Genomic DNA, 22,896 nt, shown 5'->3' on the forward strand with positions numbered 1-22,896 from the left:
CGATTAATCAGGAGTACTACTTTGGAAAAAGTCTGGCTTAAACGTTATCCGGCAGATGTTCCGGCTGAAATTGACCCGGACCGTTTTGCATCTCTTGCAGAGATGCTTGAAAACGCTGTCGCAAATTACGCAGATCAACCCGCCTTTATCAATATGGGCGAGGTCATGACTTACCGCAAACTAGAAGAGCGTAGCCGTGCTTTTGCCGCTTATTTGCAAAATGGCTTAGGATTGAAAAAAGGTGATCGTGTCGCCTTAATGATGCCTAACTTACTGCAATATCCTATAGCGCTTTTCGGCATTCTTCGTGCCGGTATGGTAGTGGTCAATGTAAACCCACTCTACACACCAAGAGAGCTTGAACATCAGCTTAATGATAGTGGCGCCACAGCTATTGTCATTGTTTCTAATTTTGCCCATACGCTGGAAAAAATCGTCTTTAACACCAGCATTAAACACGTTATTTTAACACGTATGGGAGATCAGCTATCTCGTCCTAAAGCGACACTGGTTGATTTTGTGGTTAAATATATCAAGCGATTAGTCCCAAAATATAATTTGCCTGACGCGATATCATTTCGTCGAGCGATGCATTTAGGCTACCGAATGCAATATATTAAGCCAGAAATTACTGGAGATGATTTAGCCTTCTTACAATATACTGGTGGTACCACAGGAATTGCGAAAGGCGCGATGTTAACTCATCGTAATATGTTGGCTAATCTAGAACAAGCTAAAGCCGCTTATGTTCCTGCACTTAATGTAGGGAAAGAGCTGGTGGTAACCGCTTTACCCTTGTATCACGTCTTTGCTTTAACCGTGAACTGCTTGTTATTTATTGAAGTTGGCGGGAAAAACCTACTGATAACGAACCCACGAGATGTTAAAGGCACTATTAAAGAGTTATCGCGTTATCCTGTCACGGCGATTACCGGGGTAAATACACTATTTAATGCTTGGCTACATAATCCTGAGTTTCGTCAACTTGATTTTTCTAAGCTCAACCTTTCTGTTGGTGGCGGAATGCCCGTACAAAGTAGTGTTGCGAAAGAGTGGGAAGAATTAACCGGTAAGCATCTATTAGAAGGTTATGGTTTAACTGAGTGTTCGCCTTTAGTAACAGGTAACCCTTATAACCTGAAAAAATACAGTGGTAGTATTGGGCTTCCTGTACCTTCAACGGAAGTAAAATTTATGGATGATGAAGGTAATGAAGTGTCTCGCACAGAAGGCGGTGAAATGTGGGTTCGTGGCCCTCAGGTCATGAAAGGCTACTGGAATCGTCCTGATGCGACAGCAGAAGTACTACATGATGGATGGGTTGCCACAGGTGATATTGCCACAATGGATGATGAAGGCTTTATCCGCATCATTGACCGTAAAAAAGATATGATCTTGGTTTCAGGATTTAATGTCTATCCTAATGAAGTTGAAGAAGTGGTTACTGCGCACCCGAAAGTTTTAGAATCAGCAGCTATTGGTGTACCGAGTAAAAGCTCGGGTGAGACTGTGAAAATCTTTGTTGTCAAAAAAGATCCCTCATTGACAGAAGATGAACTTAAAACTCATTGTCGCCGTTACTTAACGGGTTATAAAGTACCTAAGATTATTGAGTTTCGAGAAGAGCTGCCTAAGTCAAATGTTGGTAAAATTTTACGCAGAGAATTAAGAAATGAAGAAAAACAGTTGAAAACATCAACTGGATCTTGATACAACAAAGTATAACCTTTGATAAATTCGCCGGTTTATACCGGCGTTTTTGTCTTTACGAAAAAGTCATTAGACATAAAAACACAAGAGAAACCTGTTTTGAATTATCAATTTATCACGACAAACACAGCACTAGAAGATGTCTGTAAAGCAGCGTCTGAGGTATCACAAATTGCATTAGATACAGAGTTTGTCCGTATACGCACCTATTACCCACATTTGGGGCTTATCCAAATGTACGATGGGAAACAGATCTCTCTTATTGATCCCCTGACCATTACTGAGTGGACTCCTTTTGTTGAATTATTAACTAATCCCGCAGTACTTAAATATTTGCATGCTGGAAGTGAAGATCTTGAAGTGTTTTCTCATCAATTTGGTTGTGTTCCGACACCCATGATAGACACCCAAGTCGTGGCCGCTTTTCTGGGCTATCCCATTTCTTGTGGTTTTGCCACCTTAGTTGAGAAATATGAACATATTGCTCTCGATAAAAGTGAATCACGAACAGATTGGCTGGCGCGCCCATTAACCGAAAAACAGTGCCAATATGCGAGTGGTGATGTGTTTTATTTGTTACCTCTAGCTAAGAAATTAATCGCACAGGCACAAGAAGCCGGTTATATGGACGCGATTGTTGATGAGTGTGAAATGATAGCCGAGCGTCGCCAAGAGACCGTATCACCAGAGCTTGCCTATCGCGATATTGGTAATGCATGGCAATTACGAGGTCAACAATTAGCATGCTTAAAAATGTTGGCAGAATGGCGTTTAAATCAAGCTAGAGCCCGTGATATGGCATTAAATTTTGTTGTAAGGGAAGAGCATTTATGGTCAGTAGCACGCTATTTACCGACCTCTCTTGCTGAATTAGATGCGCTTTCTCTATCGGGGCAAGAAATTCGTTGTCATGGCCGTCGCTTGTTGGATTTTGTTGCCAAAGCCAAACAGATCAAAGATGAAGATTGTCCTGAGCCTATTGGCAATTTAATTGAACAACCTAACTATAAAAAAGCCTTTAAAGCAATAAAAACGGTGATCCAAGAGGTAAGTGAAGGACAGCGTTATAACCCCGAGTTATTAGCCTCAAGAAGACAAATAAACCAATTGCTTAATATTCACTGGAAAATTAAAACAGGGGAGCCTGAATTGCTTTCACGCTGGCGTAAAGCATTATTAGCAGAAAAAATTACTGCAATTTTGGCGCAATATCCTTAATATCACGTTATATTAATTCAGGCTAAAGAGTAATTATTTAGCCTGAAATTTTCTCAAACCCAATATGAGTTTCTATCATCCTTCTATCATCCAATAAATAGCAACTCCAACTTATTATTAATGAATGTTTAAAATAGCAACAATATATAGCGCTATTTGCACATTTGTATTCAGCCAGTTTATATATAATTAAAAACACAGAGCCAAGCAAATATGTGATAGTTTATAGCTGGCTCTGTGGATCATTAGCTTATATCAGCGAATTAAATATGATCACTTAGGTGATTCTTCATTTTCAGGTAATGTCACATTTAATTCTAGTACGGAGATATCATCGCCTTTCTGCTCAAACTGAACAGATAGCATATCGGGATCTATCTGCACATACTTACAGATAACACCTAATAAATCTCTTTTCATATCAGGTAAATAAGCTGGCTCAGTATCGCCACGTCGACGCTCTGCTACGATAATTTGTAGGCGCTCCTTGGCAATATTTGCTGTCGACTTTTTACGCGACAGAAAAAAATCTAATAAAGCCATCTTTTACCCCCCAAAAAGGCGTTTTAGGAAGCCTTTTTTCTCTTCTTCAATAAAACGGAATGGATGTTCTTCACCTAATAAACGATTTACTGTATCTAAATAAGCTTTACCTGCATCAGATTCACTATCAAGAATAACAGGCTCACCTTGGTTTGATGAACGTAAAACGGATTGATCTTCTGGAATAACACCCAGCAGTGGAATACATAAAATTTCTAGCACATCTTCCATACTTAACATATCACCACGGCTTACTCGGCCTGGATTATAGCGTGTTAATAGAAGATGTTCTTTAATAGGATCTTCGCCTCGTTCAGCGCGACGTGATTTAGAGGCTAAAATACCTAAAATACGGTCTGAGTCACGTACAGAGGAGACTTCTGGGTTGGTGGTGATAATGGCTTCATCTGCAAAATAGAGTGCCATAAGTGCGCCACTTTCAATCCCTGCAGGTGAATCACAAATAATAAAATCAAAACCCATTTCATCCAGTTCATCTAACACTTGCTCTACACCATCACGGGTTAAAGCGTCTTTATCTCTTGTTTGTGAAGCAGGGAGGATATAAAGGTTTTCTGTACGTTTATCTTTAATCAGGGCTTGATTTAAAGTAGCATCACCTTGAATAACATTAACAAAGTCATAAACGACTCTACGCTCACAACCCATAATTAGGTCAAGATTACGTAACCCGATATCAAAGTCGATAACAACCGTTTTATGCCCTTTTTGAGCGAGGCCGGTAGAAATGGCCGCGCTGGAAGTTGTTTTACCAACCCCACCTTTACCTGACGTAACAACAATAATGCGTGCCATGGAGTGATTCCTTGTCGATGCTCTAAATTAAGTTCTCGATTGTTAATTCATTCTCTTGCAAACTAAGTTGGACTGATTTGCCAACAAAATCTGTAGGAATTTGGTCGCTTAGCCAATATTGACCAGCAATGGAAACTAGTTCTGCAGATAAATGTGTACAAAAAATATGGCTCTCTTGGTCGCCTGATGCTCCGGCAAGAACCCGTCCACGCAATACACCATAAATATGTACATTACCGTCTGCGATTAATTCAGCGCCAGCACTGACATTGCTTAACACGACTAAATCGCTATTTGGTGCGTAAATACGTTGCCCTGAACGCACTGGTGTATGAATGATTTTGGTTTTTTGTCGTACATTTATCGGTACTTCATTCGTTTTATCGTTATTTGCCTGAGCTGCTGGCTTAGTTATTTTACCTTCATTTAGAATAGGTAACTGTGCGGCAATTATCGCTTCTTTTTGTTGAGCGTCATGACTACCACTAATTCCCACAACACGTAAGCCAGCATCTTCTACTATTCGCCTCAGTTTTTTAAAATCAATCGTTTGATCTGCGATAGCAGAGACATTGATAACAACAGGCGCATTTTTCAGAAATTGAGGCGCTTGGGCAATTTTATCTGAAATAGCCTGACGAATAACCTTCGGTGATCCATCATTTAAATGAAGTACCGAGAGGGTAAAATTACTGCCTTTTAACTCAATGGGCGTGTTTGACATCTATCTGACTCAGTAAATTTTCTATAATCTGGCACAAAAAACCAGAGACGATATTACGAAATTATATAAGCATGTTATATTTACTAAAATATTCAGGCAAGTCGCTTATTTTAATAATTAGAGTTTAATGAAAATGATTTGTGCAATTTACCGTAGTACCAAGCGTGATCAAACTTATTTATACATCGAAAAAAAAGATGATTTCTCTCGAATTCCTGAGGAATTATTACAAAGTTTTGGTGAACCACAGTTTGCAATGTTGCTAGATCTCGCGCAAAGACAGCGTTTAGCGAATGCAGACATAGAAAAAGTCAAACAAGCGTTGACTGACCAAGGTTTTTATCTACAAGTGCCACCTCCCGTCGAAAGTATGTTAAATGCTTATTTAGATGAATTAAAAAATTCAGAAAAAACTGAATAAATCATCGAGATAAAAGGAGCATAAATGTTCAAATATTCGTTCATCGCGGTGATTGTTTCTACTGTTTTGCTATCTGCTTGTGCAGATAGCCATCAGAAGAGTGCAGAAAAAAAACCTGTAACAAGTGAAATTGCCGATATTACGACATCAGCACCGGCTCGCTGGAAACAGATTGATGTTGCCTCACTTGAACAGGCGTTTCCAAAACAGTCACGGACACCTGCACAATTTCCTGCTTATGTAGATGCTTTAAAACAAAAAGCGGCTGAATTGGGTTATAAACCTGAAACTATCAATTTTGCCTTTTCGGAAATTCACTTTATTGACAGAGTGGTGAAATCAGACCGTAATCAGCCAGAAAAGAAAATTACTTTAGATGTGTATTTACCTCGAGTGGTGACGAAAGGACGTATCGCAGAAGGGGCGAAACTTTATCAAGCTAACCAACAAACCCTAGCGCAGATCAGCAATCAATATGATGTGCCTGCAAATTATATTGTTGCCTTATGGGGATTAGAAAGTGGTTTTGGTCGAGTACAAGGAAAAGAAGATGTTATCTCAGCACTGGCCACATTAGCTTTTGAAGGTCGCCGTGAGGCCTTGTTTAGTCGCCAATTAATGGCCGCACTTGAGATAATCGAAAATGGACATTTACCTGTAGGCCAGCGTTTAAAAGGCTCTTGGGCAGGCGCAATGGGGCAGACACAGTTTATGCCATCTTCATTTTTGACTTACGCTGCTGATGGCAATGGTGATGGCAACATTGATATATGGAATAGCCGTGAAGATGCGTTTGCTTCAGCCGCTAATTATTTAGCAACCGAGGGATGGCAACGCGATCTCCCTTGGGGGGAACAAGTCAGTTTACCTGCTAATTTTAATCAACAGTTGGAAGGTATAAAAACAGAGCAACAAAAAACGGTCGCACAATGGAAGGCGCTAGGGGTGCAATTACCCGCTAATAGCCAATTAAGTGATGATATGAAGGTATGGCTGATAATTCCTGATGATGATTTGCATAGAAGTTATTTAGTCACCCAAAATTTCCGTACTATCATGCATTGGAATAGCTCTTACTTTTTTGCTTTGAGCATTGTGACGATGGCTGATGGCGTTGCCAATAAAATAAATACACTGCCAACTCAACACTAAATCACGTTAGCAGTGACATAAAACACAGCGATTTACCTAATAAGGAAAATATTATGTATCAACATAGAGATTGGGAAGGTTCGTTGCTTGATTTTCCTGTTAATAAAGTGATTTGTGTGGGCAGTAATTATGCAAACCACATAAAAGAGATGGGCTCGGTGCGCTCTGAAGAGCCGGTTATCTTTATTAAACCAGAAACGGCGATGTGTGATATTCGCCAACCTATTGCGATCCCCAAAGAGATGGGGGCGGTGCATCATGAAATAGAGTTAGCGGTATTAATTGGTCAGCCACTGAAACAAGCCAATGAAGATAGGGTTGATCGTGCTATTGCTGGTTTTGGTGTTGGTTTAGATCTCACTTTACGTGATTTACAAAGTCAATTAAAAAAAGCGGGACAACCTTGGGAGAAAAGTAAAGCGTTTGATGGTTCAGCGCCTTTGTCGGGATTTATTCCGGTGAACTCTTTTGGTGATCCCCAAAATGTTGACTTAATGTTGAAAGTTAATGGTGAAATTCGTCAGCAAGGCAACAGTCGTGATATGCTAACGCCTGTTTTACCCCTTATCAGTTATATGTCGCGCTTTTTTACCCTTCGCCCAGGTGATGTCATTTTAACGGGAACACCTGAAGGTGTCGGTCCCTTAGCATCGGGTGATATGTTGGTATTAAGTGTCAATGAACATCAGCTGACCACACGGGTTATTTAATAATATGATGAGCAATAAGGTAATAACGTAGAGATGACACAGGCTTTTTGGCAGACAAAAACTTTGGATGAAATGAGTGATGATGAGTGGGAATCGTTATGTGACGGGTGTGGGCAGTGCTGTTTACACAAGTTAATGGATGATGATACTGATGAGATCTATTTTACTAACGTCGCTTGTAATCAGTTAAATATTAAAACCTGCCAATGCAGTAACTATGAAGATCGTTTTCGTTATGAGCCTGATTGTATCAAACTCACGCGATATAATTTGCCGACGTTTGAATGGTTACCGATGACTTGTGCTTATCGCTTATTAGCAGAAGGGAAGCCTTTAGCGGATTGGCATCCCCTTATTGCAGGTAATAAAGCAAAAATGCATCAAGGTAATATCTCAGTAAGATATATTGCTGTTCCTGAAGTGGAAGTTGAAGACTGGGAAGATCATATTCTTAATCGCCCCAAAGGACGCGGTTAATATTGCGCTCTCCCTTTGTGTTACACAGAGGGAGAGCCATTATTTTATTGATTAAACGTCATTAATTGATGGCGTTGATTAAAGAATTTCTTATAGGTTAAATAGCAAGCAATAATTGTTGAAATACTGGCGGTTGCCATCAACATAAAGGTGACCATAATTTGGTATTTAACCGCTTGTAGTGGATCAACACCGGCAAAAATTAATCCAGACATCATTCCAGGTAAGCTTACAATCCCCACTGTCTTGGCTGCGTCAACGGTCGGAATTAACGACGATTTAATACTATCTCGAATAATAGCCATTGAAGCAATTTTAGGGGTTGCCCCCAAACTTAACATTTCTTGGATCTGTTGTTGATGATTTTCAAAACGTTGCCCAAGCTGATTATAACAAAGTCCGGTCGCAATCATTGCATTCCCCGCGATCATACCGGTAATAGGAATAATTTGGATAGGGGTAAAGGCAATAGCATGAGTAAAAAGTAAAATACTTAAGGTGAGCAATGCCCCTGTGGTAATAGCGACAAACGAGATAATAAAAATATCTTTAACGTATTTACTGCGTTTTTTAGCATTATAGGCAGCGTTATAACAGATAAATAAGACCATTAGAAATGTAAGGATAATATGGTCGACGTCGAAAATATAAGTTAATACGTAGCCAACAATAAAGAGTTGAATTATCGCTCGGGCGGTACTCCAAATAATATCTTTCTCTAATGAAAGTTTCTCTTTTCGGCTAATAAATATAGCCACTAAGACCAGTAACAGAGAAAAAATAAGAGATTCATTACTGATTGTATGTTCGTTCATAATAATTTATTTGCTCACTGCTCAATAAAGTTAAAACTAAGGGGGTAATGGAAGTCAACCTAACCTTAATTGTTCATATGACTCGGTAAGTGGATCACATCATCGGCATGTTTGATTTCATTTTGATCGTGAGTTACCCATAATGCAGCGATTTTTTGCTCTTTGACATAATGATGGATAAGCTCATTGACTTTTATTTTATTGTCTTCATCAAGAGCACTAGTAATTTCATCAAGCAATAACACTTTAGGCAAAAACTGTAGGTTACGGATAAGTGAGATACGCTGTTTTTCACCACCAGAAAGTTCATTAATACCTTTATTTAAAATCTCATTGGGCAAATTAAAGTAATCTAAATCTTTCGCTAATTTCTTCTCATCAACGGCGATTTTGCGTAGTAAATAAGGAAATTTAAGATTGTCATAAACCGTTTCACCAAATAACATCGGGGTTTGAGTACAATACGAAACTTGTTGTCGGTATTGTTCAGGAGAAAGGGTTAAGTAGTCTTTTCCGTCAAAGAAAAGTGTGCCACTTGTCGGTGATAATAAAGAGGCAATGATTTTTAATAACGTACTTTTTCCACAGCCAGAAGGGCCTGTAATCAATTTAAATTCAGAAGGTTGTAGTGAGAAAGTCACATTATCTAGAATAATTTTGCTATCGAGTTGAAAGCCAATTTTTTCCAGACATAGTAGTGCGCGATTATTGTTCATTCTGATCCTATACATCTAGAAGAGAGAAGTTATCACTATTATACAAGGTTAATTGTTTAATGATCCTGTTCCATATCAGTGATCTGATAACAAGATTTAACTTAAGTATAAGAGCATAAAGGTGTGATGATAAATTGCTTTTCTCTATCACTACTATCAGTCAATCAATATTAAATAGCCAATAGGGGAAACAGAAAGATAACGCAGCATAAAAGATTAAGCATGATAAAATAGGCCTAATCATCAGCTCGTAAAATTATCTTAATATAATAAGTCAAGATAGGATGAATGTTATTTATTATATTGCGCATACCATTGCTGTATATCTTGAACGACTTTTCCGGTTAATCGCTCACCTTGTTGATTATAAAAACCATGATTTAATTTATCATATTTAATAAATGTCACATTAGGTTGCGTTATCTCTTGAGATAATTGATGGAATGCAGCCATATCTACATTGATATCATCTAATGTTTGAACAATTAATACCGGAGTTTGCGTGTTGCGCTTAATCACCTCAAGTAGATCAATAGCAAGATATTGTTGCCACCATAATTTGCTATGTTCACTAACAAATTGCTCATCACCAATTTGATTCGTTATTATTGCATTAGCGAGTTGTTGAAAGCTATTTATTGCTTCTTCCACATGCTCTTTAGGTGTTGTATTGCGTATATTGTACAGTACATCATCAAGGAAAAAACGACCACCGCCATTTAATGCGATTGCAGCGCTAATATCATGACGTTCAGCAACAACTAAATGAACCATTGTTGCGCCTTCACTTCCTCCAAGTAATACAATATTGGTGTAATTAGGGGATAATTTATCTAGCACTGCTAAATAATCAGCAAGTCTTTGGTTAGGATTATCATGTAGTTTATAGTTTTTAGGGCAATCTTCTCTTTCACCATTATCGTCGGAATAAGTCAATTGTGCTGTAATACCATACTTTTCAACCATTAAAACATCACTACTCGGTAGCCATCTACCAAAGGTTTCTTGAATAAAAGTATTATTTTTTATGCTATTACAGTCAGAACCTTGCATTAAAACTAACAGTGTTTTGTTATGTTCAGCTTGTTTATCTAGATAATAAATCAGTTCGCTATTATCTTGGCGAATCAGTTTATGTGTGCTTATTTCTGCGTAGCTTGATGTTATTGATGATACTAAGAAAGTGGTGCAGAGCAACAAAGAACAAATACGCATAGAACAACCTTATTAACCAAGGGAGGGTGAGAGAGAAGGATGGCTAAATAATCCATCAAGACGGTTAATTAGCCATATCAATAAACTGAAAGTCAAGTCGTTAAGTACTTATTACTGATTAATGAATTGGAACGTAATAATCAATTTCCAGTGTTTTTGGTAGTTCCATAATGTCGCTATCTGTTTCTATACAAATGTAGTTTTCAATATCTGGCCCTAAACGACGACATAACCCCAAAGCCGGTAAAGTATAAAAGTAGATCTTGATGGCAAATTGTTTATATTCTTCTAACGTGCCTTTAAATTGGAAACGAACATAACGCCCGCCTGCAATCGCTTTTTTTCTAAAACCACGGGGTCTGGTAAAGTGATCTAAATTGTTTAGGCCAATTTCATAATCAATCTGGATCTTATCTTTACGTAATGTATTTGGCTGATAAGAAATTAACACACTACTTTCCGTAAAGTTTTTATCTGTGTACAACAGAAAATCATTCCAAAACTGATGACGAATATCTTCATGTAGCTTGCCAATATCCTCGATAGAGCAAAAGTATTGGTATTGAATAACATAAAGAAAGCTTTCAGGTAGCTCGATAATATTTGGAATAGGGAGGTCGGTAACTTCAAAATTGATGGGGGGCTGAAAATTGTCGCTACACAACACATCAACTTTACGGTATTCCGAAGGAGTAACGCCAAAAACAGCTTTAAAGCGGCGTGTAAAAGATTGCTGCGAATCAAATTGATAGCGTAGTGCGATAGTTAATACCGGAAGTTTAGTTAAGCGCAATTCAGTGGCGGCTTTGGTCAGTCGTCTACCACGAATATAAGAGGCTAATGTTAAGCCCGTTGCTTGCTTAAACACCCGTTGTAAATGCCATTTTGTATAACCTGATTTTATCGCAACATCATCAAGTAATAACGGCTTTTCTAGATTTACCTCGATCCAGAGCAGAAGTTCTTTAATCACTTCTATATTAAACGAAGATAAAGAATTGGAAGGGATAAGTCCATTGAACTGAGATGACATGATGATTTCCTGAAAAGATATTTTGTTCAGTTTACACAAAACTGATACCCATATATTATTACATACTTATGGTATGTTTTATGGGTTTTTTATCATGAAATTAAAATCACGGCAACAAGAGAATTCAGAACAAACACGCTTAGCTTTACTTGAAGCTGGACAATATCTCTTTGTAAATCAATGCTATTATGATGTTTCCATTGATGAAATATCACGTTATGCAAGGGTTACTAAAGGGGCGTTTTATCATCACTTTAGTAATAAAAAAGCCCTTTTGAGAGAGTGTTATTTACTGCAAGTTAAGCATGCTGTTCAAAAATTAGATGAAGTGCCTACTTATGATGATAAATGGCAAGAGCTAACGGCGCTCTTCTCTCTTTGTGTTGACCATATTTATCAGTGTAAAAACGAGTTAATTCCCTTACAAGAAGTTATCTCGGTATTAGGTTGGAAAGAGTGGGAAGAGATTGACGCCAACATTCTTATTCCTCGTATCCAACACTGTGTTGATATACTCTTTGCTGAAAAACAGATCTGTGCTTATTCACCGGCTATTGTGGTGAATTTAATTTATGGTTTTATTACTCATATTGCTATCAATCTAAAAAATGAAGCGTCATTGCCGAAAGAGGCATGTAGTGATTTTAAAGCTATTTTTGCTGATTTTTTAATCGGGGTAAAACAAGCATCACCACAGCGTCATCAACATAGGGTATAAAGAGGTATTAAAATACCTCTAAGCATTGTGCAAAAGATTAACAATCAACAAATAATTCTGTTCAATTATCACTGTATTATTGAATAGCAAAACATAGCGATTCAATAAAGAGATAAGTTTAATTGAACTAACTAAAAAATAATTAAAAATAGAATAAGTAATCTTTCTTAATATCGTTAATCTATTTGAGTTAAATAACCTAATGTCCACAGTATTAAGCAATAGCATTATTTTTTAAGAAAGTAACAACAATTCTTTCTGTTTAAATAAAAAAGTATGATTAGTTTAATTTATAAAATAAATACTGATATTGTATGATAAATTGGTCATGCCTTAAAATCTATCCTGTTCATTCTAAAAGATAATTAATCATTTAATTTTTTATCAATCAAATCATAATGCTAATGGAATATTATGTAACGAATTGCTTAGTGGGCAGTGAAATGAAATGTTTATTTCAAAAATAAAAAATAGATTTCACTATGCTCTAAAGTTTTTGATAAAAATGACCGACATTATCAATGTGAGCAGTCTCTTACCTGTCTCTATAATCTAAAAAATAATCTTTAATTTATTTTGTTAACACTAGGGAATGCACTCTTTTTTACTAAAGAGTGCATTCTGATATCTTACAAATATACAGAAAAATCAAAGCTGTATATTTTGCTGGAATATGATTATGTTTAAAAACATCAGTATAGAAAAAACCGTTAAAGTTATGCTGGCTATTTTATTTGTACTTATTATGAGCATTATTTACTTTAGTTATGATGCTTCAACACGCTCTTATCATAACTTTGTTTCATCAAATAACTTAAGTCAGCAAATGTTGCTGATGGGAAAAGCGCGTTATCAAATGGCGGTGATCAGAGCGAATATTAATGGCTTGGATGGGCAGTTAAGAGTGAATGAAAAACCTTCTGCTAAATACCTTCATCAAACTCAAGAATATATAAAAATCACCCGTGAAGAGATCCACCGTTGGGCAGATGCTGAAAAGTTAACCATGGAAGGGCGTCAGGTTGCTGATGATATGACGAAACGCTTTGATGAGCTTTTAGATATATTTACCGATGCCTTAGCTAAATTACGTAAAGGACAATTGACTACGCACTCTGCTAGTCAAAAAATGGATGAACTCAACGAGATCACCATGACATATTATGCCGTCGCCAATGGTATTGAGAATAATTATATTGATATTGCGAAAACCTCACAACAGCGCATTATACTAATGGCGTTAGTCACAGCGATTATTGTCATTATGCTCTTTATCATTATCTTACGTTGGTTCTCTCATAGCTTTATCGGCAATATTAAAGTGCTTATTAATATTTTTAGTAAAATGAGCCAAGGCGATTTAAGTATGCGAGTGGAAAATCACGGTAACAATGAATTTGGTAAGCTATTTAATGAAATGAATAAAATGAAAGTTTCATTAAGTCAAATGATTGCTTCGGTAAAAAATGCAGTAAACACCATTAGCGTCAGTGCAAGTGAAATAGCAACAGGTAATACTGACCTCTCCTCACGTACTGAAGAGCAGGCTAGTGCGCTACAACAAACCGTTGCAAGCATGGAGCAAATCAAAACCACGGTTGAAAAAAATGCCGATAACTCACGCCAAGCTAGCCAGTTGGCATTAAGAGCGACAACGTCAGCACAAAACGGCGAAAAGGTGATGGATAATGTTATCGAAACCATGTCATCGATTTCTGAAAGTGCGAAAAAGATCTCAGATATTAATGACATCATTAACAGTATTGCCAATCAAACCAATATTCTCTCATTGAATGCTGCGGTTGAAGCGGCTAGAGCGGGTGAACAAGGTCGCGGATTTACCGTTGTTGCAGCCGAAGTGCGTAACTTAGCTAGTCGTAGTGCAGAGGCAGCCAAAGAGATCAATGAACTTATTACCCATTCGGTAAATAAAGTACAGGTTGGATCACAACAAGTGAGCGAAGCAGGACGCTCCATGTCGGAAATTGTGACCACCATTAGTCAAGTTAATGATTTTATGCAACAGATTGCCTTAGCCTCTAATGAACAAAGTATGGGGATTAATCAAATTGCTATGGCCGTAAGTGAGATGGATACCGTGACTCAACAAAATGCGGCACTTGTGGAAGAGTCTGCCACTATTACTGCCAATATGGATGACGAAGCTCATCAGCTTGCCAACTTAGTCTCTCAATTTAAAGTGGATGAGAAAGAAAATACTAGGCATGCATAAAAGGGATAGTTTACGCTTGATAAAAATGTACCTAAGAAGATAAATATGTTGTTAATTCATTAACCAAGACGAATAAGATAAAACCCCTTTAGCCACTCAAAGGTGACTAACAGGGGTTTTTTAGAGACTTAGGCTTTCACTTCGTTAGGTGATGTTATACCTGCAGCAACCTCTTTAATATTGTGCAATGTCGTTTCACTAATACTAATTAACGCTTCTTCAGTTAAGAATGCTTGGTGCCCGGTAAACAATACGTTATGGCAAGAGGAAAGGCGACGGAACACGTCATCTTGAATAACATCATTTGATTTATCTTCAAAAAATAAATCGCGCTCATTTTCGTAGACATCCATGCCTAATGCGCCAATTTTACCTTGTTTTAAGGCATTAATGGCAGCTGCAGAATCAATTAAGGCCCCACGGCTAGTGTTGATGATCATTACGCCATCTTTCATTTGCGAAAAAGCACTTTCATTTAATAAATGATGATTTTCTGCGGTTAATGGGCAATGCAACGAAATAACATGTGAATTTGCGTAAAGAGTCGCTAAGTCAACATATTCCGCACCCAAATCTAATACAGCTTGGTTTGGATAAGGATCATAGGCCAATAGCTTCATACCAAAGCCTTTTAGTATGCGTAAAGTCGCTAGACCAATTTTCCCCGTACCGATAATCCCTGCAGTGCGATTATGCATATTAAAGCCAGTTAAGCCTTCTAAGGAAAAGTTTGCATCACGGGTACGCTGGTAGGCTCTGTGAATACGACGATTTAACGAGAGCATCATCCCAACAGTATGCTCAGCAATCGCTTCTGGGGAATAAGCCGGCACACGCACTACGGTGATCCCTAATTCGGCTGCTGCCTTAAGGTCAACATTATTAAACCCCGCACAACGCAGTGCAAGGATACGGATGTTGAGACTGGCAAGCTCTTGTAATACCGCACGATTAGCATCATCATTAACAAAGATACAGACTGCATCTGCGCCGACGGCATTTTTTGCTGTTTGTTCAGTCAAATTAAAGTCAAAATATTCGATATCATAATGATATCCATTATGCTGATTGACCCATTCCATGTGTTTGCGGTCATAATGTTTAGTACTATAGGAAACAATTTTCATCCTGTACTCGCTTATTATCGATTAAAATTTATTTTGAGAGTGAGAAAACAAGAATTATCTAACCCCAATAGAGAAACATTTAATACTATTATTATAAACAATTTAATGGGTAAAGTGGATGTTCGGAATGTGGTTAATGTGATCAAAAGGAAAATGAGGTGTTGTTAAAGAAAACAATCAAATGGACAGGGATGATACTACTGGGTGTCGGCGCAGTTAGCACGACCTTGTGGCTCACCATTCCACGTTGGTTACCTGTTGTGGCTAAAAGCTATTTACCTGAAGGTGTTTCACTCTCTTTAACACAACCTAGGTTACAACAATGGGGTGTTTTTATTGATGATATCGCATTAAAAAGTGATAGCTGTACCTTGGCTAATGTGCAGCAATTTACGTTTAACTATCAAAAACAGCAAATTGATAGCCTATCATTTAATAGTCAACAACTTACTATTAACGAAGGGTGTTTTTCACAATTATCTTTTGCAGATAAAAAAGAGACCGCAACAGTTCCTCTCGATATTCATGCGTTATTAGCTACTATTCCTCACTTATCGGTTGATATCAATCATGTTTCTTTAATGGATAATCAGCGCTATAACGGCCATTTTCAGCTTAAAAGTGATACAAATGGGCGATTAATCAGCTATCAGGGAGATAATACGCAGATACAAGCGCTGATCCGTGATAATCAATGGTTAGATATTAAACAATTAAAGATTAATTTACCTGACGATAATCAGATAGAGCTGGCGGCTGAAATCGCGTTACCCCTTAATGTTGATTCATTACCAGAAAATGGTTCTATCAGCACAACATTGTTAACATCCCATTATGCTTACCCATTAGTCTTTATTGCTCAATGGCAAGGGAATAGCGGTACCATTTCTATTGCTGAACAAGGTGGAGGGCAAGCGTTAGCTGTGTTGCCTTGGAATGTAACTGCAGAAAATATCACGATAGAAAAAGGGCGTTGGGAATGGTTTGGGCTTGATCAACCCTTACGTGGTGGTGTGAATATCAACATTGCCCAGTGGCAGCAAGGATTAACGGGATTACGCTTAACTGCGCGCTTAAATGTTATGACGCAAGGGCATGCAGGAAAAGGGAATTTAGTGATGACGATACCTGAAACGGCGATTAACTGGTTAGATGCTGATATACCTATTCAATTGACAGGCATTGTAAATAAAGATCTCATGCAAGCCAGTGCACAACTTCCCGTTAAAGTGACTGGTATGTTGACAGATCCTACTATCGAATTTCAGCCCGGTTCACTATTACGCTTTAAAGGGCAACTAACAGAAACGCTGACGGTAAAAGATGCTCGTTTACCACTGGCTGGCTCAACATTATCTTCCAAAGGATTTAATGGTCACCTAAATGCGATTGTGTTAGCTGAAGATACTATTTGGGGAGATTATCGGGTCCATTTTGCTGGACGTTCGACCGATTTCTTACCTGATCAGGGCAATTGGCAATGGCGTTATTGGGGAGAGGGCAATTTATTGCCATTAAAAGCGCGTTGGGATATCGCTGGAACTGGCTCTTGGGTAGATAACATGGTGAGTTTTGAGACATTAAATACCGGATTTGATGTTTTAACTTATCAGCATACCAGTATGTTAGCCCCCAGATTGACGCTCTTAACGCCATTTCGTTGGTTAAGAGACGATAAAAACCCATTATTTGAAGGAAAATTGAAGTTAACCAGTCAACGAATCGATTTTCCTGCGGGGGGATTCTTAGATAGAGCTGACTTTATTGCCAGTGTAAAAGGTCAATCTCCTTTTCGTTTTAATATGAAAGGCGAGCTCAATGCCAAGCCAAATATTGGACCGATAACGATTAATACACGTTGGGATGGTGAAAGGCTAAGAGGGCAGATGCGTTGGCCTGCACAACCAATCAATGCCTTTCAATCTTTATTGCCAGAAAAATTAGGCATCACATTAGATAATGGCGAATTTTATACACAAGCTGACTTTTCTATTGCCCCTCAACAAGGTTTAGTTGCTGGTGGACATTTAGTAGTTAAGCAAGGCAGCATGTGGCTAAAAGATGGCGTATTAGAAGGACTCGATTTTATTTTACCTTGGCGTTTAAACGGTGATGAATGGCAACTAGGTGTAAAGCAGCCAGTGCAATTACGGATTAAGCGCGTCAATAATTTATTTGAAATGACAGACATTACCGCCGATCTGCAAGGATTTTACCCTATTACAGAAGCAAAACCTTTAGTCTTATCTAATGTCAAGGTTGCTATGCTTGATGGCACTATTTCTATGGCAAAATTAGCATTACCACAGCATGAAGCGGCGATTATCTCATTAGATAATCTAGAGTTAAGTCGGCTTTTCACTTTATTGAAGGTGACCCAATTTGCCGCATCAGGTAAAGTAAGTGGCGAATTACCTTTCTTTATCAATAACAATCAGTGGATAGTGAAAGATGGGTGGCTGGCTAATTCATCGTACTTAACCCTCAGGCTTGATAAAGATTTTGTTGACTCTATTGATGATAGCAATATGACAGCCGGTGTCGCTATGGCATGGTTACGATATTTAGAGATTAGCCGCTCTTGGACGCGGGTTAATTTAAGCAACCTAGGTGAATTAGTGCTTGAAGCGGAAATCCAAGGGAAAAATCCATTGGAAGACAAACGGCGACAAGTAAATCTTAATTATCGCCATCAAGAAAATATTTTTCAGTTATGGCGCAGCTTGCGATTTGGTTCGCAATTGGAAGAGTGGTTAGAAAAGAGCCTATCCGATTTAGGGAGTGAGTCAGAATGATGTTATTATTTTTAAAAAGACTATTTTTATTTGTTATTTTCACTATCGGCATATCAGCACTCACTGGATGTATTCGATTAGAGGTTGCTACCCCGGAAAAACCGATAAACATTAATATGAACGTTAAGATTGAACATGAAATTAATGTCAAAATAGATCGCCAAGTTGAAGACTTGCTGAAAAACAATAGTGCTATATTCTAACGCTGGGGTGAATAATGAATTATAAAAAATATCTCTTTAGTTTTGCATTAATCACAGCATTGATTAGTTCAAATGCCGTTGCTTTAACACTTGATGAGGCGCGCGCGCAAGGCTTAGTAGGGGAAACTTTTAGTGGTTATGTTGAGTTAGTGCAACCAAACCATAAGCAAGCTCAAATATTGGTGAATGAAATCAATCAAGCCAGAAAAGCCAAATATGCTGAAATTGCTAAAACCAATCAAGTGACTCCTGAATCTGTTGCCCGTTTAGCGGGTGAAAAATTAGTGGCAAGAGCCAATTCAGGTGAGTTTGTTAAAGGAATTAATGGGCAGTGGATTAAGAAATAATATCCACTACCCAAGTAGCGATAAAAGAGAGACTAAATTATTCTCATAGCGTTGATATAGTGATAATACTTATTATCACTACAGTACTCTGTTTTCTACACCCGCAAATTCATTATCATTTTCAACAATCTGATCTTTTGCTTCCACAATGAACGTAATACGAGAAGATATATACCCTGGCTTTGCGCGAAGATTATCTTTTTTGACATAATTTATAAAGAAATTAAAATAAGCAGTACCACTTTCATCAATAGTTTTAGTGAATGTATTTTTCTGATTTAAATCAATAGGATTATTTTCATCATCAATTAATTGGAATGTCACATTATCACTTGCTTCAGAGCCTGTTACATCGTTGATAAGGTAACCATTATTAAAATCAATATTTGTATTATCAATACGTAAAGTTATTTTAGTATTCTTTTCTGAACAAAGACTAAAAACTATAGCAATTCTTTTAGAATATCTGTCATTAGCTAAGGTTCCTGCATAATTGCTAGGGAAAGAATCAGGACGTATACTTCTAACTTTAGTGCTATTAGGTATGTCAAAGCTACAACTTATTGGCGCTGGTAAACTACCTCTTCTATTATCAGATAAAGCAATAAAAGGGAAGTATAGTAATAGTAGAGGAATTAAAAATGTTATATTTATTGATTTCATAGAAACACCTTACATAAATATTCAAGAATAAAAATTATTCATTATTGGCAATAAATTTGTTTCTTAATAATTGAATTATTTTTACTTTCATTTTTTACGTTATAATGGAAGAAACATTGTTGCTCCTCTGTATCTCCCCATTTTACTTGTACCGTTCCGCTTTCTTTTATTCCGGAGAGGAATATTCTATTGTGGTCATAGACAGAATCACTAGAAATGAGATTATTATTATCATCAAATGCCATTACATTGGCAGCAAAAGGAATTGGTGTATTTGAGGTAAATAAAACATTATAGCCCCTATTTATAGGGAAATTGATTTTTGCTACCGCACCTAAAGTAGGTACGATGATTTTACTTTGAGTTTTAGTATTACTAAACTCAGGTAACGAATTTATGTTTAGTCCAATAGTATTTTTACGATATGGCATGATGTGCGGTAATATTAAATTACCGTTATTGTCTGTAATGGCTTGTGAAGAACGATTAGTTTTAATTCCGGCAATGCCATTCGTATTTACAATAGCAAAAGTATTACCTAAGTCAGGTGCCAAAGTTACTCCACTTTGATGTAACACTATTGCACCATTAATCCCTAATCTTAAATTGGTTTTATTATTAGACGATTTAGTTGTATTAATAGAATAAGATTGATATCTCCCCTTATACTGAGTATTTACTGAAGTATGATAGCCAGCATTTGGGTGGCTAAAATCCCGTCGGTAATTAATAGAATAGCCTAAGCGATAGTGTTCTAATAAACTTCCACCTATAGTCGTACTATTTATATAACCTTTATTGTTTGGATGATAATCAAATTGATTGCTTACCCAATGATAGGATTGAGAGCTATTTGTTAGTGGAATATTAAAATTTAAAGAAAAATGATTGTCATTATAATATTTTTCATTTTTATATTGATATTTTATACTATAATTCATTTTTTTTATAGAAGATGATAGAGAAGTATTGATTGTAAAGTCATTTTTTCTTTTGGCATAAGAATTTTGATGATAACCAATAGAAAATGTCCCGAAAGATTTAATCGGTTGAAAGAGAGAAATTGTATAGCTATTTTTTATGTTGTCTGTTTGACTTTTTCTAATGCTAACACTATCAGATTTTATTGATTGATAATGGCTAGAAGATATATTTAAAGAAGTACCAATATTGCTCCATCGTTTATTATAGCGCAACTGGTATTTTAATAGATTATTGTGTTCAAAATAACTAATATCACTGGCTACTCCCCCCCAGCGTCCTAAATCTAATGATAATCCTGAAAAGAAAGTATTGCTATTCAGCTTCTTTCTAATTGCACCATAAGCGGTTATTTTTTGATTAATACCATAGGAGAACTCACCCAGTAAAAAAATAGGGTTATTATTTTGATTATTAAACTGGTTATATCTATCATAAGAATATCCAGAAATAAAATTATATTGATAACGACCTTTTTTTAATTGGTTTGGCATTGTAGTAAAGTAATGAGTACTTTTTCTTATACGTCCATCTGCTTCTTTTATTTCTAATACCAATTCATTGCTACCTATAACAGGTAGATCGTTTAAAATAAAAGGCCCAGGAGGAACAATAGTTTCATAAATGGTTCTTCCTTGTTGTTTCACTTTAATTTCAGCATGAGATTCTGCAATCTCTTCTATGATAGGACTATTCATATAGAGATCATTACCAGAGAGCAAATTACTAGATATAAGTTGAAATCCAATTAATTTATCTGTTGATAACATTCTACTGGTTGGTCGAAATTCCCCCACATTAAGCGTTGCCAACAGCGTATTTAATTGATGATAAGCATATAATGAGTATAGCTTAAATTGCTGTTGCTTATCCGTATGATGATAATAACTTTTACTACGTACTCGCCAAGCACCTAAGTTAGCACCTGAGTTAAAACTGATTTTGTGTTCTATCTTATTTTGATTGTTATATTTGCCAAAATAAGAATATGAGCTAAACAAAGCAGGGACACCATCATCCCATAAAACTTGGCTAGCAAGCATATTTTTTTTATTATCTAAGGCTTTTTGTGGAATAGTTAAATATAATGATTGCGAGGAGAAATTATATTTAAAATCAATATTGTAATCGCTTAATAACAAATCAGAACTTAAATCAATAGGAATATTATAAAAAGATGGATCAATATTTAAACGAATTAAATCATTAACATTAATCCTTGGTGTTAATATACCGTCTTTATTTTCATAATATAAAATAATGGTTTCTTTTTTATTTTCGTTGATATAAATATTTGTTGAGTAATAACCATCAGGATGTTCATTATTTAATAACTTGCCGATGGTTTTATTATCAATATTTGACAATACACTTTTATATAGAGAATGAATATTATTGTTAGCAATAGAAAAGAAAGGGTATGCATTTAATATCAATAGCAAAGATGTTTTTAGTCTAAAACTTATCTTACTCATAAATAAGTTCCTTTGGGGTTGCAATGATAGTCTGCTCATACTCATCGACTCTCTTCCAATGTACTTTTTTATCTTTAATATTTTTAGTTATTTTTTTATTTTTTATACTGTAATTTTTAAATGGCGATAGGGTTATTCGCTCATTTAATATATCAATGTTATCTACCTTTGCTTCTGCTATGGTAATAAAATAAGGAGTGGGGTTGTTTATTTTAATAAAATTTTCATCATTAATAAAGAAATTAATATCTTTATTATCACTTTTGTTAATAATATCGCTAGGTGTATAGAAAAGATTATATATTGAGTTTAAAGAGATAAGAAGCAAGTTTTTATCAGCCATCTCATCATCTATAACTGGAACTAATTTTATATTTACTCTATATACAGATTCTTGGTTGATTTCTTTTATATCATCCGTTTTGATAATTTTTAATGTAAAATTTTCATTGGGTGCTAATCTTATTAAACTAGGAGAAATGATAAATGGTGCCTCACTATTATCTTCTTTGTTATAGTGTGATACCCAACTTTGAATAATATAGGTTTTTTGTTCGCTTTTATTTCTTATGTCAAATAGAATTTCCTTATCTTGTTCTTTATAAAAAAATCTATCCTTATTAATTTGAATAGAAGCATAACATGAGAATGTAAAGACAAATGATATTATATAAACAATATATTTTTTAATCATATGTTTTTTAATTAACCATTAGTTAAGTTATTTATTATATTAATCCATAAATAAAAAGCCGGTATTTCCCCGGCTTTATATTGGGTTAAAAATTAAAGCAGAATTATATT

22 protein-coding genes are annotated in these 22,896 nt (G+C 36.3%); 11 read left to right on the plus strand and 11 right to left on the minus strand.

Translation table 11 applies throughout. The annotated features are described in order from the left end of the window. Positions 1–21 precede the first annotated feature (21 nt). Both fadD and rnd read left to right on the plus strand, forming a co-directional pair. The gene (gene fadD / locus HMPREF0693_RS00920) at positions 22–1,710 is read left to right on the plus strand and encodes a long-chain-fatty-acid--CoA ligase FadD (protein WP_004242778.1); all 1,689 of its coding nucleotides are present in this window, start codon (positions 22–24) and stop codon (positions 1,708–1,710) included. A gap of 99 nt (positions 1,711–1,809) precedes the next feature. Continuing rightward, positions 1,810–2,928: a ribonuclease D gene (gene rnd, locus HMPREF0693_RS00925; protein ID WP_004247992.1), complete on the plus strand. Its 1,119-nt coding sequence runs from the start codon at positions 1,810–1,812 to the stop codon at positions 2,926–2,928. 273 nt (positions 2,929–3,201) lie between these two features. Here rnd and minE read toward each other — a convergent pair whose 3' ends face one another. The 3 genes from minE to minC are packed head-to-tail and all read right to left on the minus strand — an operon-like array spanning position 3,202 to position 5,011. Continuing rightward, positions 3,202–3,471, minus strand: coding sequence for a cell division topological specificity factor MinE (gene minE / locus HMPREF0693_RS00930; RefSeq protein ID WP_004242781.1), 270 nt, complete (start codon positions 3,469–3,471; stop codon positions 3,202–3,204). Between the two features lie 3 nt (positions 3,472–3,474). Then, positions 3,475–4,287 (minus strand): septum site-determining protein MinD, encoded by an 813-nt coding sequence (minD, locus tag HMPREF0693_RS00935; RefSeq protein ID WP_004242782.1) that lies wholly within the window; start codon positions 4,285–4,287, stop codon positions 3,475–3,477. Positions 4,288–4,309: 22 nt separating this feature from the next. After that, positions 4,310–5,011 carry a septum site-determining protein MinC gene (gene minC, locus HMPREF0693_RS00940; protein ID WP_004242783.1) on the minus strand — a complete coding sequence of 234 codons (702 nt, stop codon included), beginning with the start codon at positions 5,009–5,011 and terminating at the stop codon, positions 4,310–4,312. A 133-nt stretch (positions 5,012–5,144) separates the two neighbouring features. Here minC and HMPREF0693_RS00945 point away from each other — a divergent pair, with 133 nt between their 5' ends. From HMPREF0693_RS00945 to ycgN, 4 genes are read left to right on the plus strand one after another with little or no spacing between them, the layout of a single operon-like run. Beyond that, positions 5,145–5,432 carry a YcgL domain-containing protein gene (locus HMPREF0693_RS00945; RefSeq protein WP_004247993.1) on the plus strand — a complete coding sequence of 96 codons (288 nt, stop codon included), beginning with the start codon at positions 5,145–5,147 and terminating at the stop codon, positions 5,430–5,432. 24 nt (positions 5,433–5,456) lie between these two features. Further along, positions 5,457–6,584: a lytic murein transglycosylase gene (locus HMPREF0693_RS00950; RefSeq protein ID WP_004242785.1), complete on the plus strand. Its 1,128-nt coding sequence runs from the start codon at positions 5,457–5,459 to the stop codon at positions 6,582–6,584. 53 nt (positions 6,585–6,637) lie between these two features. After that, positions 6,638–7,294: a fumarylacetoacetate hydrolase family protein gene (locus tag HMPREF0693_RS00955; protein WP_004242786.1), complete on the plus strand. Its 657-nt coding sequence runs from the start codon at positions 6,638–6,640 to the stop codon at positions 7,292–7,294. A 33-nt stretch (positions 7,295–7,327) separates the two neighbouring features. After that, a complete protein-coding gene (gene ycgN / locus HMPREF0693_RS00960; protein ID WP_004242788.1) occupies positions 7,328–7,771 on the plus strand; it encodes a cysteine cluster protein YcgN in 444 nt (147 codons plus the stop codon). A 44-nt stretch (positions 7,772–7,815) separates the two neighbouring features. On the opposite strand, the gene fetB is transcribed toward ycgN, so the two are convergent. The 4 genes from fetB to HMPREF0693_RS19680 form a co-directional block, all read right to left on the minus strand. Further along, on the minus strand, positions 7,816–8,586 hold the full coding sequence (fetB, locus tag HMPREF0693_RS00965) for an iron efflux ABC transporter permease subunit FetB (RefSeq protein ID WP_004242789.1): 771 nt from the start codon (positions 8,584–8,586) through the stop codon (positions 7,816–7,818). 65 nt (positions 8,587–8,651) lie between these two features. Further along, positions 8,652–9,302 (minus strand): iron efflux ABC transporter ATP-binding subunit FetA, encoded by a 651-nt coding sequence (gene fetA, locus HMPREF0693_RS00970; protein WP_004242790.1) that lies wholly within the window; start codon positions 9,300–9,302, stop codon positions 8,652–8,654. Between the two features lie 291 nt (positions 9,303–9,593). Then, complete coding sequence (locus HMPREF0693_RS00975) at positions 9,594–10,517, minus strand: alpha/beta hydrolase family protein (RefSeq protein WP_004242791.1); 924 nt, start codon at positions 10,515–10,517, stop codon at positions 9,594–9,596. A 118-nt stretch (positions 10,518–10,635) separates the two neighbouring features. Next, entirely contained in the window at positions 10,636–11,550 is a 915-nt protein-coding gene (locus HMPREF0693_RS19680) for a helix-turn-helix domain-containing protein (RefSeq protein ID WP_004242792.1), read from the minus strand. A gap of 94 nt (positions 11,551–11,644) precedes the next feature. On the opposite strand from HMPREF0693_RS19680, the gene HMPREF0693_RS00985 reads away from it, so the two are divergent. Both HMPREF0693_RS00985 and HMPREF0693_RS00990 read left to right on the plus strand, forming a co-directional pair. Continuing rightward, complete coding sequence (locus tag HMPREF0693_RS00985; RefSeq protein WP_004247996.1) at positions 11,645–12,268, plus strand: TetR family transcriptional regulator; 624 nt, start codon at positions 11,645–11,647, stop codon at positions 12,266–12,268. Between the two features lie 679 nt (positions 12,269–12,947). Beyond that, positions 12,948–14,501: a methyl-accepting chemotaxis protein gene (locus HMPREF0693_RS00990; protein WP_036932118.1), complete on the plus strand. Its 1,554-nt coding sequence runs from the start codon at positions 12,948–12,950 to the stop codon at positions 14,499–14,501. Between the two features lie 128 nt (positions 14,502–14,629). Here the strand turns inward: HMPREF0693_RS00990 and HMPREF0693_RS00995 are convergent, their stop codons facing one another. Next, a complete protein-coding gene (locus HMPREF0693_RS00995) occupies positions 14,630–15,628 on the minus strand; it encodes a 2-hydroxyacid dehydrogenase (protein WP_012367888.1) in 999 nt (332 codons plus the stop codon). A 158-nt stretch (positions 15,629–15,786) separates the two neighbouring features. On the opposite strand from HMPREF0693_RS00995, the gene HMPREF0693_RS01000 reads away from it, so the two are divergent. From HMPREF0693_RS01000 to HMPREF0693_RS01010, 3 genes are read left to right on the plus strand one after another with little or no spacing between them, the layout of a single operon-like run. Continuing rightward, positions 15,787–18,423, plus strand: coding sequence for a YdbH family protein (locus HMPREF0693_RS01000; protein WP_004242802.1), 2,637 nt, complete (start codon positions 15,787–15,789; stop codon positions 18,421–18,423). Continuing rightward, positions 18,420–18,626, plus strand: a complete 207-nt coding sequence (locus HMPREF0693_RS01005; protein ID WP_004242803.1) for a YnbE family lipoprotein — start codon at positions 18,420–18,422, stop codon at positions 18,624–18,626. The genes HMPREF0693_RS01000 and HMPREF0693_RS01005 overlap by 4 nt, the downstream gene beginning before the upstream one ends. Before the next feature lie 14 nt (positions 18,627–18,640). Next, the gene (locus tag HMPREF0693_RS01010; RefSeq protein WP_004242804.1) at positions 18,641–18,973 is read left to right on the plus strand and encodes a YdbL family probable chaperone protein; all 333 of its coding nucleotides are present in this window, start codon (positions 18,641–18,643) and stop codon (positions 18,971–18,973) included. 78 nt (positions 18,974–19,051) lie between these two features. Here the strand turns inward: HMPREF0693_RS01010 and HMPREF0693_RS01015 are convergent, their stop codons facing one another. Genes HMPREF0693_RS01015 through HMPREF0693_RS01025 form a run of 3 tightly spaced genes read right to left on the minus strand, consistent with a single transcriptional unit; the run spans position 19,052 to position 22,786 of the window. Next, positions 19,052–19,636: a fimbrial protein gene (locus tag HMPREF0693_RS01015; protein ID WP_004242805.1), complete on the minus strand. Its 585-nt coding sequence runs from the start codon at positions 19,634–19,636 to the stop codon at positions 19,052–19,054. 41 nt (positions 19,637–19,677) lie between these two features. After that, positions 19,678–22,092, minus strand: coding sequence for a fimbria/pilus outer membrane usher protein (locus HMPREF0693_RS01020; RefSeq protein WP_004242806.1), 2,415 nt, complete (start codon positions 22,090–22,092; stop codon positions 19,678–19,680). Beyond that, positions 22,085–22,786, minus strand: a complete 702-nt coding sequence (locus HMPREF0693_RS01025) for a fimbrial biogenesis chaperone (protein ID WP_004242807.1) — start codon at positions 22,784–22,786, stop codon at positions 22,085–22,087. Before HMPREF0693_RS01025 ends, HMPREF0693_RS01020 begins: the two co-directional genes overlap by 8 nt. Between the last annotated feature and the right edge of the window lie 110 nt (positions 22,787–22,896).

Source organism: Proteus mirabilis ATCC 29906 (assembly GCF_000160755.1).
Taxonomy (GTDB): Bacteria; Pseudomonadota; Gammaproteobacteria; order Enterobacterales; family Enterobacteriaceae; genus Proteus; species Proteus mirabilis.